Source organism: Paenibacillus peoriae, from assembly GCF_022531965.1.
GTDB lineage: Bacteria > Bacillota > Bacilli > Paenibacillales > Paenibacillaceae > Paenibacillus > Paenibacillus polymyxa_D.
Map to the genome: position 1 here is coordinate 73,349 of NZ_CP092831.1, position 14,525 is coordinate 87,873.

Consider the following 14,525-nt stretch of genomic DNA (forward strand, 5'->3'; position numbering starts at 1 on the left):
TAAAACATATGACTGTAGGAATCCCGTTGAGTATATGCTTACGATGTAGCTTTTCCTTGAAAAGCTTTGGAGGCGAGCGCTACGTTTCTCCGGATTCAAATCCTTCATTCCGCTACAACGCACCATAAAGTCACTGTATTTTTTAGAGAGAAATTAATGTAAGAAGAACGGAAAAAATAGTAGAACGAAAACGAAGTGGACGGAATGGTGCTGTACAAGCGAAGCGGTCGCCTTTGTGCCAGGATTCCAACCATTTTATCCTAATATAAGGAAATCTGGGTACAACAGCGATGGGAAGTACCATCCGACCGCGTAGTGGTGCCGCGTGTACACCTTTAGTTGAGCTTATTTAGAAAAATCTAATAAATAACAGGGGGCCTACCCACAATGGATAAAATGAAATTGCATCGTATGGAATATTACGGATATCATGGCGTTTTTCCAGAGGAACGTAAGCTGGGACAACGTTACTATATTGATTTGGAACTGGAGCTTGATCTGCATGAAGCGGGTGAGCAGGATGCTTTGGACAAAACGGTTAATTACGCAGAGGTGCATTACACCGTTAAAGATATTGTAGAAAAGGAGTCTTACCAATTGATTGAAGCTTTGGGCGAACGTATTGCATCTTCCCTACTGGACACTTATACTAGTGTCAATGCACTGACTGTCAAAGTCACGAAGCCGCATCCGCCATTTGATATTCATTTTCAAGGCGTGACGGTTGAGCTTTATCGCGCAAGAAAGTAGGAACGATACATGAATGCACATTCGACCTCTGAGGCATCAGAGGCTTATATTGCTTTAGGGGCTAATTTGGGGGAGCGCGAGCATACCCTGTATGAAGCCATTACGGCGCTGGACGAACATCCGGGTATCCGGGTAATACGGTGCTCCAGCCTGTACGAAACAGAGCCTGTTGGGTATCTGGATCAACCTTCTTTTTTGAACATGACGGTAGCCCTATCTACAACACTTGCTCCAGAGGAGCTTCTGGTATATATGCTGGAGGTGGAGAGTCGTCTGGGGAGAGTAAGACATATTCCTAATGGTCCACGAACCATTGATCTGGACTTGTTATGGATGGGAGCGGCACAACTGGCTACACCGGATTTGGAGCTTCCTCACCCTCGCATGTTGGAGCGTGCTTTTGTGCTGGTTCCCTTGGCTGACATCGTTCCGAACCAAGATCCGTCCGGTCTGTACAGTATCGTGCATACTGCATTGAATTCTGTGGATGGAAAGGACGGCATACAGCTTTGGAAAACATGCAGCTGGCGCAACGACTCCGCGCCTTTCGGAAACTAAAAGGGTTCACACAGCAGGAGTTGGCAGAGCGTACCGGTATATCTTTGACTGTATTAGGTGCTGTGGAGCGAGGCAATCGTACAATAGACTTAGACATGCTGAACATTATCGCCCAAACGCTAGGAATTGAAGTCCGGGAACTGACGGAATGACGATAAATAATGATACAAAAGAAAGAATAAAGGGGTGAACAGATATGTTGAAAATCGGCGGTATTGAAATGAAAAACCAAGTCGTTCTGGCTCCGATGGCAGGCGTGTGCAACCCTGCTTTTCGCCTGATCGCCAAGGAATTCGGTACAGGTCTGGTATGTGCAGAAATGGTTAGTGATAAAGCGATCATTCACGGCAACAAGCGTACACGCGAGATGCTGTTTGTAGATGAGCGTGAGAAGCCACTTAGCTTGCAAATTTTCGGGGGAGACCGCGAATCTTTGGTGGAAGCAGCGAAGGTCGTAGATCAGGAAACGAATGCAGATATTATTGATATCAATATGGGTTGCCCGGTTCCCAAAGTGACCAAATGTGATGCAGGTGCTCGTTGGCTGCTCGATCCAAACAAGATTTATGAAATGGTATCGGCGGTAGTGGAATCAGTAAACAAGCCGGTTACTGTGAAAATGCGTATTGGTTGGGATAGTGAGCATATTTATGCCGTAGAGAACGCTCGCGCTGTTGAACGTGCCGGAGGACAGGCCGTTAGTGTACATGGCCGTACACGGGAGCAACTGTATACGGGACATGCGAATTGGGATATTATAAAAGAAGTTAAAGAAGCAGTTACCATTCCTGTAATTGGAAATGGCGATGTGGCATCACCGGAAGATGCTCGCCGTATGCTGGATTTGACCAATTGTGATGGCGTTATGATCGGACGCGGTGCTCTGGGAAATCCGTGGATGCTTTACCGTACGATTGAGTACTTGCAATCAGGTGAGCTGTTGCCCGATCCTTCACCGGAAGAAAAAATTCGTATTGCCATTCTGCATATGGATCGTCTGGTTGCATTGAAGGGTGAAGCAGTAGCTGTCCGTGAAATGCGCAAGCATCTGGCTTGGTACCTCAAGGGGCTTAAAGGTTCAGCACGTATTAAGGATGCCATTATGGAAGAAACAAAGCGCGACGATATGGTACGTATTTTGGATCAATTTGTATCTCAATTGCACATGGTAGAAAACGATGAGCCTTCTACAAGCGCTGCATCTCCTGCTGCTGTTGCGCAATAAGGAAGCTGTTCCGGCCTGCGCACGCGATTGACTTTTCTAATTGCTTGCCCTATAATCGTTCAGTATAAAATCTTGATGTATGCTACAAATTGTGTGCAGCTCTCAAGACAACAGCAGGAAATGTTCTCATTCCCTCAGAGTGGCATATTATGTTTTGAAAGCGTGCATTCCGATGCACTTTTAAACTTTTCCCATGACAGGAGAATCGGTTAAGATGAGCGATAAAGAAGTCATTCTGACACAGGAAGGTCTTAGGAAGCTCGAAGATGAGCTTGAGAACTTAAAGTCTGTCAAACGCCGCGAAGTGGCTGAACGGATTAAGGTAGCCATCGGATACGGAGATATTAGTGAAAACTCCGAATATGAGGATGCGAAGAATGAGCAGGCCTTTATTGAAGGCCGTGTAATTACGTTGGAAAAGATGCTACGCAATGCCCGCATTATCAATAGTGATGAAATTGACACCGATGTTGTGGGAGTAGGCGCAACTGTGACTGTTGAAGATTTGGAATTCGGAGATATTACAGAGTATGCTATCGTAGGTTCTGCCGAATCTGACCCGCTACAGAACAAGATTTCGAATGAAAGTCCGGTTGGCAAGGCAATTCTCGGTAAGAAAAAGGGAACTGTTGTGGATGTCACCGTTCCAGCAGGCGTTATTCAATATAAAATCGTGGATATCAAGAAATAAGACACGGACTTTGGAATTTAATGTAAAAGCTTCCTTGTGGAAGCTTTTTTTCTCTACACCCGGACGGACCCCGGCCCGTCTATTCATATTGAAGGAGCTGATTTAGCACCATGTCGGATGAAACTACTAACCAGGAAACACAAGAAAACCGCGAGGAATTAAGTGAATTATTGCAAATTCGTCGTGCCAAATTGGACGAGCTTCGCTCATTGGGCATTGATCCTTTTGGACGCAAATACATACGCACGGCTGAAGCGGGCGTACTACTGAGCAAGTATGACAGTTTGACTAAGGAAGAACTGGAAGAAAAGAATATTGAAGTTAGCATAGCAGGCCGCATTATGGCTAAACGTGTTATGGGAAAAGCCAGCTTTGCTCATATACAGGATCTTAGCGGACGTATTCAAATTTATGTTCGTCAAGACACAGTACCTGAATCCAAATATAAAGCATTTGGCATTTTGGATCTGGGCGATATTGTTGGTGTTAAGGGTGTGCTCTTTAAGACCAAAACAGGCGAAACGACAATCAAAGTGCTGGATATTGAGGTCTTGTCCAAATCCTTGTATCCATTACCAGAGAAATATCATGGTCTGAAAGATGTTGAATTGCGTTACCGTCAGCGCTATGTCGATCTGGTTATGAACCCTGAAGTACAAAAAACGTTCATTACACGGTCCCGTATTATTCAATCCATGCGTCGTTATCTCGATTCGCTCGGCTATTTGGAAGTTGAAACCCCAACATTACATTCCATTGCTGGCGGAGCGGCGGCGAAGCCATTTGTTACGCACCATAATGCATTGGACATGCAGCTTTATATGCGTATTGCTATTGAGCTCCATTTGAAACGACTAATTGTCGGCGGAATGGAGAAGGTATATGAGATCGGTCGTGTTTACCGTAATGAAGGTATTTCGACCCGCCATAACCCTGAGTTTACGATGATTGAGCTGTATGAAGCGTATGCTGATTATAAAGATATCATGCAATTGACGGAAAACATGGTTGCACATATTGCGCAAGAAGTACTGGGCACACAGCACATTCAATATCAAGGCCAGGAAGTGGATCTGACGCCGCAATGGCGCAGAGTCTCCATGGTTGATGCTGTTAAAGAAGTAACAGGCGTAGACTTTAGCGTGCAGATGAGTAATGAAGAAGCTCATCGTCTTGCGAAAGAGCACAAAGTTCCGGTCGAACCACACATGACCTTTGGCCATATCCTGAATGCATTCTTTGAGCAGTTCGTAGAAGAAACGCTCATTCAGCCGACCTTTATTACTGGACATCCGGTTGAAATCTCGCCGTTGGCCAAGAAAAACGAACAAGATCCGCGGTTTACGGATCGCTTCGAGCTGTTCGTGGTCGCTCGTGAGCATGCGAATGCGTTTACTGAGCTGAATGATCCAATCGACCAGCGCCAACGTTTTGAAGCTCAATTGCTGGAACGTGAGCACGGTAACGATGAGGCTCATGAAATGGATGATGACTTTATCCGCGCCTTGGAATACGGTATGCCGCCAACAGGCGGATTGGGCATCGGCATCGATCGTTTGGTCATGTTGCTGACAGATGCGCCTTCCATTCGCGATGTGCTGCTTTTCCCGCATATGCGTAACCGTACAGTAGAATAACATAACATTATGAATATAGAGGATCAGCCGGGTTTCCCGTGTCTTGTTCCTCTTTTTCATAAGAACGGATGGAGAGAATACTCTAATGAAACGCAGCGTCAAGCTTAGTCGGTTCGCATCGCCTCCTTTTATATTGGTCATTGGATATTTATTGATTATTGCATTGGGTACTTTGCTACTGATGCTTCCTGTTGCCAATCATAGTGGTCATGCTCCGCATTGGATTGATTCGCTTTTTACGTCCGTCTCAGCCGCTTGTGTCACAGGACTGGTCGTCGTTGACGTCGATTCAACGTATACGATGTTTGGCGAAACCGTCATTTTGGTGCTGATGCAGCTAGGCGGGCTGGGGTTTATGACCTTAGCGACCTTGTTTGCGCTGTTATTGGGGCGGCGATTATCGCTGAAGGATCGGTTGCTGCTTAAGGAGGCTATTAATGCCGATAGCATGGAAGGGATCGTGCGTATTATTCGCAAGGTGCTGATCTTTTCTTTTACCATTGAGGCGATAGCTGCCGTTGTCTTGGCTTTGCGGTGGATGCGAGAAATGCCTGTCGGACAAGCGATATATTATGGAATATTCCATTCCGTATCCCTCTTTAATAACGGGGGATTCGATCTGTTCGGGACTAGCTTCCAACAATACGCTGGAGATTTTGTTTTCAATATGATTGCATCTGTGCTCGTTATATCAGGAGGCTTGGGTTTCCTGGTGCTTAGCGATCTGTTCGATTTTCGCCGTACCCGGAGACTGTCTCTACACTCCAAAATGGTGCTAAGCGTGTCGGGAGTGCTCATTGTGATTGGTGCGCTGGTTTTATTTATTTTTGAGTTTACCAATGCACGAACCTTGGGTGCACTGAACTGGGAAGGCAAAGTATATGGAGCTGTCTTTCAATCGGTCTCCACGAGATCATCGGGTACGAGCACAGTCGATATCAGCGGGTTAAGGCAGGCAAGTCAGTTTTTTATTATGTTGCTGATGATTATCGGTGCTTCTCCAGGCTCAACTGGAGGAGGAATCAAAACGACTACGTTTCTGCTTATGGTAGGTGCGCTAATCGCCGTCATGCGAGGACAGAAGGAAATCGTGTTTTTCCGTCATAGGGTCCCCAAAGATATCATGATGCGGGCGCTGACCATTATTGTACTAGCCCTATTTATATTCTCGATTGTGGTTATACTGCTCTTAATGACAGAGGATGCCCCATTTCTCTCCCTGGCATTTGAGGCTGCTTCCGCAATTGGAACGGTAGGGTTGTCCGTAGGAGTGACGCCAGGGTTGTCTGACGCAGGCAAGCTGATTATTTGTGTGACTATGTTTATTGGTCGAATTGGTCCTCTTACGATTGCCTATGCCATTCGTCCACGCTCAACCAAGACATTGTACCGTCGTCCCGAAGGGCATATCGTAATTGGATAGTGTATCTGTAAAAAAGATGTACCCGTGCTGATTAGCATAGGTACATCTTTTTTTCATTTCAGATCATCATCATTCTTTATGGGTAGCATATGATGTAAAATGCCCATTTTGAGAACGAGACGAAATAGTTTGAACAGATACTGTTTTTCATAGAAAAAACGGCTATTTGTTTCCTTTTATGTAATTATAGACAAAATACTAGGAATATTATGTATAATATTGTATGATAGTGGGCATGAAAGGGGGATAGTTGAGGTGAATACCAATTTCTAATTTGAAAGGAATCGTCCATTATGTATTTATTTATTATTAGTGCTGAGGTTTTGTTTTGGGTTTTTGTTGTTGCAGGGTTAGTCGCAAGGTATATGTTTGGGTTGAAGAAATTAGGTGGGCTTCTTTTAGTCTTTACCCCAATTATTGATATCCTGTTACTAATTGCGGTGTTCATCACGGTGAAAAGTGGCATGGAGATTACGACTGCTACTGGCTTGGCGGCCTGTTATTTTGGTATTACAGTAGCATTTGGTCATAGGTTAATTAAGTGGGCGGATGTACGGTTCTCCCATTGGTTTGGTAAGGGACCCAAGCCTGAACGCAAGTATGGTGCTGCTCATGCAAAAGAGGAACGGATAGGTTGGTTGCTTCACCTTTTGGGTTGGGCTATAGGTAATGCTTTGTTGCTCGCCATCATTGTGTATGTTGATGATCCTCAGCGTACGGCGTCTTTGGAGGGCATTATGCAAACATGGGCGATCGTTCTGGTAATCGACTTTGTTGTCTCCTTTAGCTATACTTTAGCTCCCAAAAAACAAAAGCGTAGTCTATAAAGGTTAAGGTTTTACACTTAGATGATATCTGGCTGGTCACTCAGGATGTTCAAATCGGGAGAGTCATTGTTGGTGAAAATGAAGTGGTTACTTCCGGTAGTGGGGTGAGTCTGTCATCGGAATGTAAATATTTACAAAAATATGCGGATTTTATGTTTAACTTACTTTGACAGTCACCTTATTTTCGCCTCGCTATCTTTTTTCACACACATGTATCCCTTTCGATTTGAACACAGACCAACAGAAGCAACACAATTATTTTTTGTGAGATGACAGACAGCATACATGATGTGTTACACAAATTTTAAAATAAATTTTGTGATTTGCCTAAAACGTCGCCTATCTAAGTTTGGCAATTAACGCGATAATATTCCAGGAAAGATTACATATGTCTATAAATGTAGACATATGTAATTAAGTTGTTATTTTGTTTAATAATGTAAAAAAAGAAAGGTGGTTTCTGTGGCAGTACTACTGAGCGGTAAGAACATTTTGATTATGGGCGTGGCTAATAACAGGAGTATTGCTTGGGGGACAGCTCAATCTTTAGCTGCTGAAGGGGCACAACTCATTTTTACTTACGAAAATGAGAGGGTTGCAGAGCGGGTACTAAAGCTTGCTGAAACCATTCCGGGAGCACTGGTCTGTCCTTGCGATGTACAAAGCAATGAAGAGCTTGATGCATTGGCGGATTTTCTAAAAGAAAAAGTAGGCGTGTTGCATGGTTATTTTCACAGTGTCGCCTATGCTAAGGCTGAGGATTTGGATGGCTTGTTCGTTGACACTTCTCGCGAGGGATTCGCCGTTGCACAAGAAATCAGCGCCTATTCCTTGGCTGCTGTATCCCGTCGAGTGTACCCACTGATGACAGAGGGTGGGAGTATCGTCACCATGACGTATATTGGCGCAGAACGAGCGATCAAAAATTACAATGTTATGGGTGTGGCGAAGGCTTCACTGGAAGCCAGCATGCGCTATCTGTCGAATGATCTGGGCACATATGGCATTCGTGTAAATGCGATTTCCGCTGGTCCGATACGGACTTTGGCTGCCTATGGCATTAAGGATTTTAACACAATGCTCAAACATATTGAAGAAACTACGCCCTTACGCAAGACGGTTGATACGTCTGAAGTCGGAGATACGGCGTTATTCCTATTTTCCCATTTATCGAGAGGCATTACGGGTGAAGTTATCCATGTAGATGCTGGATACCATATTACGGGGATGTAAGGAGGGAACGTTGTGCTTATTACGCATACGGATTGCCGGATTATCTCATCTGAAGGAATTATGACCAGGGAGCGTCTGGAGCGAGACGTTACGATCTTCTCCCGGATGTTGACTCTCAGAGGCATTCCCGAAGACGGTAGAGTGATTCTGAAAGCGGCCAATTCTTATTGGTTTGTTGTGTCTCTGTTCTCCCTGTGCAATATCGCTGTTTCGGTGACTGTGGTGGACGAGCAGACTGTGCTCGATGAGGTGGCCCAAATTTATGATGAAGCAGGTGCCTGTTGTATCCTTACGGATTCCGATTTAGAACTTCCTCATGCTCTCGTTATTCTGATTCAAGATTTGATTCAAGAAGAAACAGCACATCCGGATTGGGTGGGAGAGCCAAAGCTCGAAGCCCTCGACTTTAACAAGTGGTGCGAGAGGCCAGATGCGCTCATTCTGTATTCTTCAGGTACGACGGGAAAACCCAAGGGAATCGTGAAAGCTGGTTCAGCTTTTATGGAGAATATCAGGCATTCTATACACGCCATGAACTACCTACCGTCTGACCATATGCTCCCCGTTGTGCCATTCTCTCATTTTTATGGAATCTCACTTATCTTCTCCTGGTGGTTAACCTCATGTTCTCTCATCATCTGCAATCCCAAAAACCTCTGGAGCGTCATTGCAAGTATTACGAAAGACCGGGCGACGGTCGTAGATGCTAACCCCTCTGCTTTTTACACCTTGTTGCGTATGCTAAACCGAAAACCCGAACAACTGGAAATGGTCAAGGAAGCCCCGGTGCGCATGTGGTGCGTAGGCGGTTCTCCACTTACCCAAGACCTTGAAGAGAAATTTAACAACATATTTGGACAGCCCTTGCTGAATGGTTACGGCCTTTCTGAACTGGGCAACGTTACGCTAGGGACGCTAGAGTGTCCTAAGGGTTGTGGTCTACCATTACCTGGTGTGGATTTGAAAATACTAGATTCTACAGGCAAACAGCAGACGGACGGTGTCGTAGGCGAAGTGTGGATACGCAGTGCTGGATGCATGGAAGGTTATCTGAATCGTCCAGACCTGACGCAATCCGTTCTACAGGACGGTTGGTTCAAGACGGGGGATCTGGGCTATCTGGATGACGGAATGCTGTATGTCATTGGACGCAGCGGCAAGACGGTCAACCGGATGGGCTATATGGTATCTCCGGTCTATATTGAGGACCGGATTGGTTCTCTAGGTTACCGATCCTGCGTGATCACCTTGGAGGATGAGGCTAAAGGGACATTACTTGTTGCCTTCATCGAAGGCGAATCCTTGCAAGCCTTGTCTGTACTCCGCAAAGAAATAAATCGTGTGCTCCCTTCATACATGTTTCCCGATCTTTTGCTTCCGCTCGACCACTTTCCTTTAAATCGCAATGGAAAAGTGGATCGTTTGGAGATGGAGCGTATTGCCCTGGGAAAAGTTGCTTCTCGCAAAGTATAGCAAGATATTTACCAAAACCGCATATAGGAAAGGGAGAATGTGCCATGAATATAAATCCAGAATTGGCAGAAAACACACTGTTTTTGGAAAGGCATGAATCTATTCTGAAATGCCTCAATTATTTGATTGAAAATCGGCAGGAAGTGATGGATATTCTCACGCAATTTTCATCCTATCGGGCCGCCAATGCAGAAATTGACTCCACGATCCTCACACTTCAAGGTGCTCTGCAAGAAGTGCAGACCTATCAGCCAAGTCGGCAACGATCTATGGCTGTATTCATGCCTTCCAACGTCATTTTATACTCCTATGCATTATACCTTTTGATTCCGTCCCTGTACGTTGAAAATATAGACTTTCGCCCTTCTTCTCACGTAAATGAGTACGTCAACATGCTGCATGAAAAGCTTCAGGCTGTACATGGATTACCCATCTATATTCGCAAAGTTAGCCAGAAGGTGTTCATGGAGAATTCCGTGATGCCAGCTGATATTGTGGTGTTCACCGGGAGCTATACCAATGCGGAGAAGATCAAAAAACAGATTCGAAAAGATCAGCTCTACATTTTTTACGGACAAGGGCTAAATCCTTTCATCATCGGGCCTGATGCAGATCTGGAGCTGGCGGTTACCGATGTGATCCGAATGAGATTGTTCAACTCTGGACAGGACTGCCTAGGCCCCGACATCATTCTGGTACATCAAGATGTGAGTGAGCATTTCAAGGATCTGCTGATTCAACAGCTTGACCAACTCGTGTTTGGAGCCAACGATGATCCGAATGCAAACTATACCCCTATATTCTATAAAGACACGCTATATTCGGTTTCTGAATATTTTAACACGAACGATAAGTTTATTATTTACGGCGGCGGCATTGATTTCCGTACGAAAAAAATGGAGCCAACGGTTGTATATAGTGAATTGGATCAGAATCTGGAGATTATTGAGTATTTTTCGCCAGTCTTCAATGTAGTTAGCTACCAAAACGACGAGCAACTGATCAAGCGTATCTCCTCCAGTTATTTCAGTGAACGTGCAATGGGTTGCAGCTTATACGGATCGGAGCACCTGACTGACGTTCTACGAAAGAAGCACACATTGACCATTAATCAGACGCTTGAGGATGTGGATCAAGGCAATAAGCCTTTTGGTGGCTACGGCACGATGTCGAACTATATTTTTTACGATTTCAAGCTCATTTCGAAGCCGATCTTGATTTCAGAAATTGTCGCAGAATATTTGTCGGAAAAGAGGAGTTTGGTATGACTGCGAGCTTTTTTCCCTGGGATGCCATCATTGGCTACTTAAAATCGGCTGGGGTCCAGCATCTCTTTGGATTACCAAGTGATGATCTCAAAATCGTATCGTCACTCCCCTCATCCGGTATGGATTTTATTCTGTGCAAAGATCAACGTAATGCTGTGTTCATGGCAGCAGGTTATGCGCTCACCACCAACCAGATGTCCGTATGTGTTGTGGGTAAAGGGCCTGCGCTCAGTAATACACTTACAGGGCTGCTGGAAGCCAAGAACCTGGGCGCTCCGCTCCTGCTTCTGGCGCTTGGTACCGGAGGAGATAAGCTGGGTACCCGATCCTTTCAGGAAGCCGATCAAATCTCACTTGTGAAGCCGCTTGTAAAATGGGCTTATCGTGTCGAGCATGTAGATCGGCTTGTATGGGCGATGGAGCGGGCTGCCTTTTTGGCCATCAATGGAGCGCCGGGTCCTGTCTATATCGAACTCCCTGAAAACCTGATGGACCAGCCTGTGCCAACAGGACTTCAGTTTACCCCGCCCGAGAAGCTTTCGTGTTCTCCGTCTCTGCGGGAGTTGGATGCGGCTTGGGCGATTATAAAGACGGCGCGCAGGCCGCTCATTCTAGTCGGAGGGGGAATGAAGTCAGGTACAGGTGATGTGATTGAGCGGTTCGCTCACCAACATGGAGCGGCCTTGTTCGCAACTGCCTCGGGACGGGGTGTAGTGGATGAAGAACACGAACTTTTCTGCGGTGTTGCCGGACTCTATACGGATCTCAGTCTAAGACAAATCTGGAAGGAATCTGATGTGGTGATCACACTGGGCAGCCGCTTGGAAGAAACGGCTACGTTCGAGTGGGATATTCTGCTACAGGATACACCTTTGATTCAAGTCAATGTAAATCTGGAGGATTTTGCACACGAATACAGGGGTATCAAAGTGCTTGGTGATGGATATGCAGCAGTGGAGCAATGGCATGATCGGCTAGGGCAGAAGCCTGATGGAGTGTGGCTTGAAACGATTAGGAGCTGTAAAGAGAAGGCTTTTTCTCAAAGGGCTATCTATCTGGAGGAATTGAAAAAAGCTCCTGGGATCCACGTTCCTGAGCTGTTGGAAATCATTCAGACGGAGTTTCCTGAAAATCTAGTGCTTCTTCAAGAAAATGGATTGCAGGATATGTGGTCCTATTTTTATCCATATTTCCGCTTTGCCCAAGGCTCTCTTTCGATTGTTCCTAGTGATCAAACGAGTCTTGGATTCGGTGCGGCTGCTGCTCTGGGAGCAAGTGTGGCAACGCAACGTCCAGTAGTGGCACTTGTAGGTGACGGTGCGTTCAATCTCTTCTCTTCGGATTTTATGACGGCGGTGGAGTATCAAATACCGTTAATCTATATCGTACTCAATAATGGTGGCTATGGTTGGTTGCAGAATCAGATGAATTATAAGCATCTCACAGGGCAGTCCCTCCCGTTTGTTTCTGAGGCGGCCAAGACAGGAATTCAAATTCCCCAGTATGAGTTTGTAGAGAGCCTCGCAATTCGGAGTAAGGGAGAGGCACGGGAGCAGCTTCAGCTTGCTTGGCAAAAGTATCAGGAGAACAAGCTTGTGGTCGTCGAGGTATATGCTGATCTTGCGGATGTGCATGAAAAAATCAGCCATGTGTATGGCGACTTTCCTCTCTACGAGCAACAGGCTTCCAAGAATTAATTTCAACGAAGGACGTGGATACAGTGAGAAGACGTGTTGTAGTGACTGGACAGGGAGTCGTAACGCCGGTCGGGCTTAATCTTACGGATTTCTGGAATTCACTGTTGGAAGGAAAAAGCGGAATTGGACCGGTCACTGTTTTCGATACAGCGGACATTCCGACAAAGATCGGTGCACAGGTTAAGGGCTTTGACCCATTGCAATATATGAGTAAGAAGGAAGCTAATAAAGTCGCACAGTTCACTCAGTTTGCTTTGGCGGCTGCCCGGCAGGCGGTGGAGCAATCCAAATTAGTGATTGATGAGCGGAATGCAAGTCGCGTGGGGGTTATTGTCGGCTCTGGAGCAGGCGGCCTCGACGTTATAGAGGAGAACTATGGGAAATTAACAAAGCTTGGTCCCAAAAGAGTTTCTCCTTATTTTGTTTCCTCGATGATGATTAATTCAGCACCTGGTGAAATCTCCATTGCTATTGGGGCCAAGGGGCCTTCGTTTGCTGTGGTTACAGCTTGTGCTACAGGAAGCAATGCCATCGGTGAGGCATTACGTACGATCCAGTACGGCACGGCTGATGTCGTGGTTGCCGGTGGAGCAGAAGCCAATTTTAGTCAGCTTGATCTGGCATCATTTGCGAATATTCATGCTCTCTCCAGACGTAATGAAGAGCCGCAGAAGGCTAGTCGTCCGTTTGATGTGGATCGTGATGGATTCGTCATCGGTGGAGGAGCAGGAGTCTTGGTGCTGGAGGAGTTGGAGTATGCTTTGAACCGCGGAGCCACCATTCTGGCCGAAGTTGTGGGTTACGGATGCACAACGGATGCGTATCATATCACGGCTCCAGATCCCTCTGGCTCCGGCCCGGCAGAAGCGATCAACATCGCACTGCAGGATGGCGGCTTAACACCGCAGGAAATCGACTATGTCAATGCCCACGGTACGAGTACGCCATTTAATGATCGTATGGAGATTAATGCTATTCAAAAAGTGTTCGGGGAGCATGCCCCCCGTTTGGCGATATCGTCTATTAAATCCATGACTGGCCATTTAATGGGCGGTGCAGGGGCAGTCGAATTAATTGCGACTGTGCAGAGCATGATTCACAGCAAAATACCACCGACACTCAATTGTGACAATCCGGAAGCTCCTGAATTGAACTTTGTGCCGCATGTATATCAGGAACGCGAGGTCCGCGTAGCGATTAGCAATTCATTTGGTTTCGGAGGGCACAACGTCTGCCTTGCTGTTCGCAAGTGGGAAGGGGAATAAGCCTGTGAGCGAAGAGCTAATCCATATCCCGGATGTGCTTCCTCACCGGTACCCTTTTCTTCTGTTGGATGGCGTGACCGGGTACGAAACGTCGCAATGGGCGAAGGGATACAAGCTTGTCACCTGGAGTGAGTGGTTCATTACAGACAGTAATCCATACATGCCTCCTATGTTGATTGTGGAGTCGCTTGCACAATTGGCGGCATTCGTGGCGGTTGATAAAAAAGGGATTTCATACCTGACCAATCTCAATGGGATTCGGTTCCATAGCTTGGCGAAGCCTGGGGACCGAATTGATCTCTACTTTGAAGTGATCAAGCGTCGACGGGGCTATATTCTGGGAAGCGGTCGTGCTTCCGTAGGGGATCGATTGGTAGTTGAGGCGGAAGAAATTGTTTCACTGGATCAATGACGGTGTGGAAGCGCACGTTAAACTTTCCTTTTGTCCTCCTGACTGCCAGGTGCAGCGGGAGGATAT

General features: G+C 46.1%; 14 protein-coding genes. All 14 read left to right on the top strand.

All coding sequences use genetic code 11. The features are described 5' to 3' along the window. Window positions 1-387: 387 nt before the first annotated feature. The 14 genes from folB (at window position 388) to MLD56_RS00405 (ending at window position 14,459) form a co-directional block, all read left to right on the top strand. Window positions 388-750, top strand: coding sequence for a dihydroneopterin aldolase (gene folB / locus MLD56_RS00340; RefSeq protein ID WP_029514635.1), 363 nt, complete (start codon window positions 388-390; stop codon window positions 748-750). A gap of 9 nt (window positions 751-759) precedes the next feature. Beyond that, on the top strand, window positions 760-1,308 hold the full coding sequence (gene folK / locus MLD56_RS00345) for a 2-amino-4-hydroxy-6-hydroxymethyldihydropteridine diphosphokinase (protein ID WP_029514636.1): 549 nt from the start codon (window positions 760-762) through the stop codon (window positions 1,306-1,308). After that, entirely contained in the window at window positions 1,260-1,460 is a 201-nt protein-coding gene (locus tag MLD56_RS00350; RefSeq protein WP_176715713.1) for a helix-turn-helix domain-containing protein, read from the top strand. The genes folK and MLD56_RS00350 overlap by 49 nt, the downstream gene beginning before the upstream one ends. A 44-nt stretch (window positions 1,461-1,504) precedes the next feature. After that, on the top strand, window positions 1,505-2,533 hold the full coding sequence (dusB, locus tag MLD56_RS00355) for a tRNA dihydrouridine synthase DusB (RefSeq protein ID WP_029514638.1): 1,029 nt from the start codon (window positions 1,505-1,507) through the stop codon (window positions 2,531-2,533). 214 nt (window positions 2,534-2,747) lie between these two features. Then, on the top strand, window positions 2,748-3,224 hold the full coding sequence (greA, locus tag MLD56_RS00360; protein WP_013308160.1) for a transcription elongation factor GreA: 477 nt from the start codon (window positions 2,748-2,750) through the stop codon (window positions 3,222-3,224). 110 nt (window positions 3,225-3,334) lie between these two features. Beyond that, window positions 3,335-4,861 carry a lysine--tRNA ligase gene (gene lysS / locus MLD56_RS00365; RefSeq protein WP_029514639.1) on the top strand — a complete coding sequence of 509 codons (1,527 nt, stop codon included), beginning with the start codon at window positions 3,335-3,337 and terminating at the stop codon, window positions 4,859-4,861. 85 nt (window positions 4,862-4,946) lie between these two features. Then, on the top strand, window positions 4,947-6,284 hold the full coding sequence (locus MLD56_RS00370) for a TrkH family potassium uptake protein (protein WP_029514640.1): 1,338 nt from the start codon (window positions 4,947-4,949) through the stop codon (window positions 6,282-6,284). Window positions 6,285-6,577: 293 nt separating this feature from the next. Then, entirely contained in the window at window positions 6,578-7,111 is a 534-nt protein-coding gene (locus MLD56_RS00375; RefSeq protein WP_029514641.1) for a hypothetical protein, read from the top strand. Between the two features lie 462 nt (window positions 7,112-7,573). Further along, window positions 7,574-8,344 (top strand): enoyl-ACP reductase FabI, encoded by a 771-nt coding sequence (gene fabI, locus MLD56_RS00380; protein WP_029514642.1) that lies wholly within the window; start codon window positions 7,574-7,576, stop codon window positions 8,342-8,344. A 12-nt stretch (window positions 8,345-8,356) separates the two neighbouring features. Further along, window positions 8,357-9,817, top strand: coding sequence for a class I adenylate-forming enzyme family protein (locus tag MLD56_RS00385; RefSeq protein ID WP_029514643.1), 1,461 nt, complete (start codon window positions 8,357-8,359; stop codon window positions 9,815-9,817). Between the two features lie 44 nt (window positions 9,818-9,861). Continuing rightward, on the top strand, window positions 9,862-11,085 hold the full coding sequence (locus MLD56_RS00390; RefSeq protein ID WP_029514644.1) for an aldehyde dehydrogenase family protein: 1,224 nt from the start codon (window positions 9,862-9,864) through the stop codon (window positions 11,083-11,085). Further along, on the top strand, window positions 11,082-12,782 hold the full coding sequence (locus tag MLD56_RS00395; RefSeq protein WP_029514645.1) for a thiamine pyrophosphate-binding protein: 1,701 nt from the start codon (window positions 11,082-11,084) through the stop codon (window positions 12,780-12,782). The genes MLD56_RS00390 and MLD56_RS00395 overlap by 4 nt, the downstream gene beginning before the upstream one ends. 23 nt (window positions 12,783-12,805) lie before the next feature. Further along, entirely contained in the window at window positions 12,806-14,047 is a 1,242-nt protein-coding gene (gene fabF, locus MLD56_RS00400; protein WP_029514646.1) for a beta-ketoacyl-ACP synthase II, read from the top strand. A 19-nt stretch (window positions 14,048-14,066) separates the two neighbouring features. Beyond that, complete coding sequence (locus MLD56_RS00405) at window positions 14,067-14,459, top strand: 3-hydroxyacyl-ACP dehydratase FabZ family protein (protein ID WP_029514647.1); 393 nt, start codon at window positions 14,067-14,069, stop codon at window positions 14,457-14,459. Window positions 14,460-14,525: the final 66 nt, after the last annotated feature.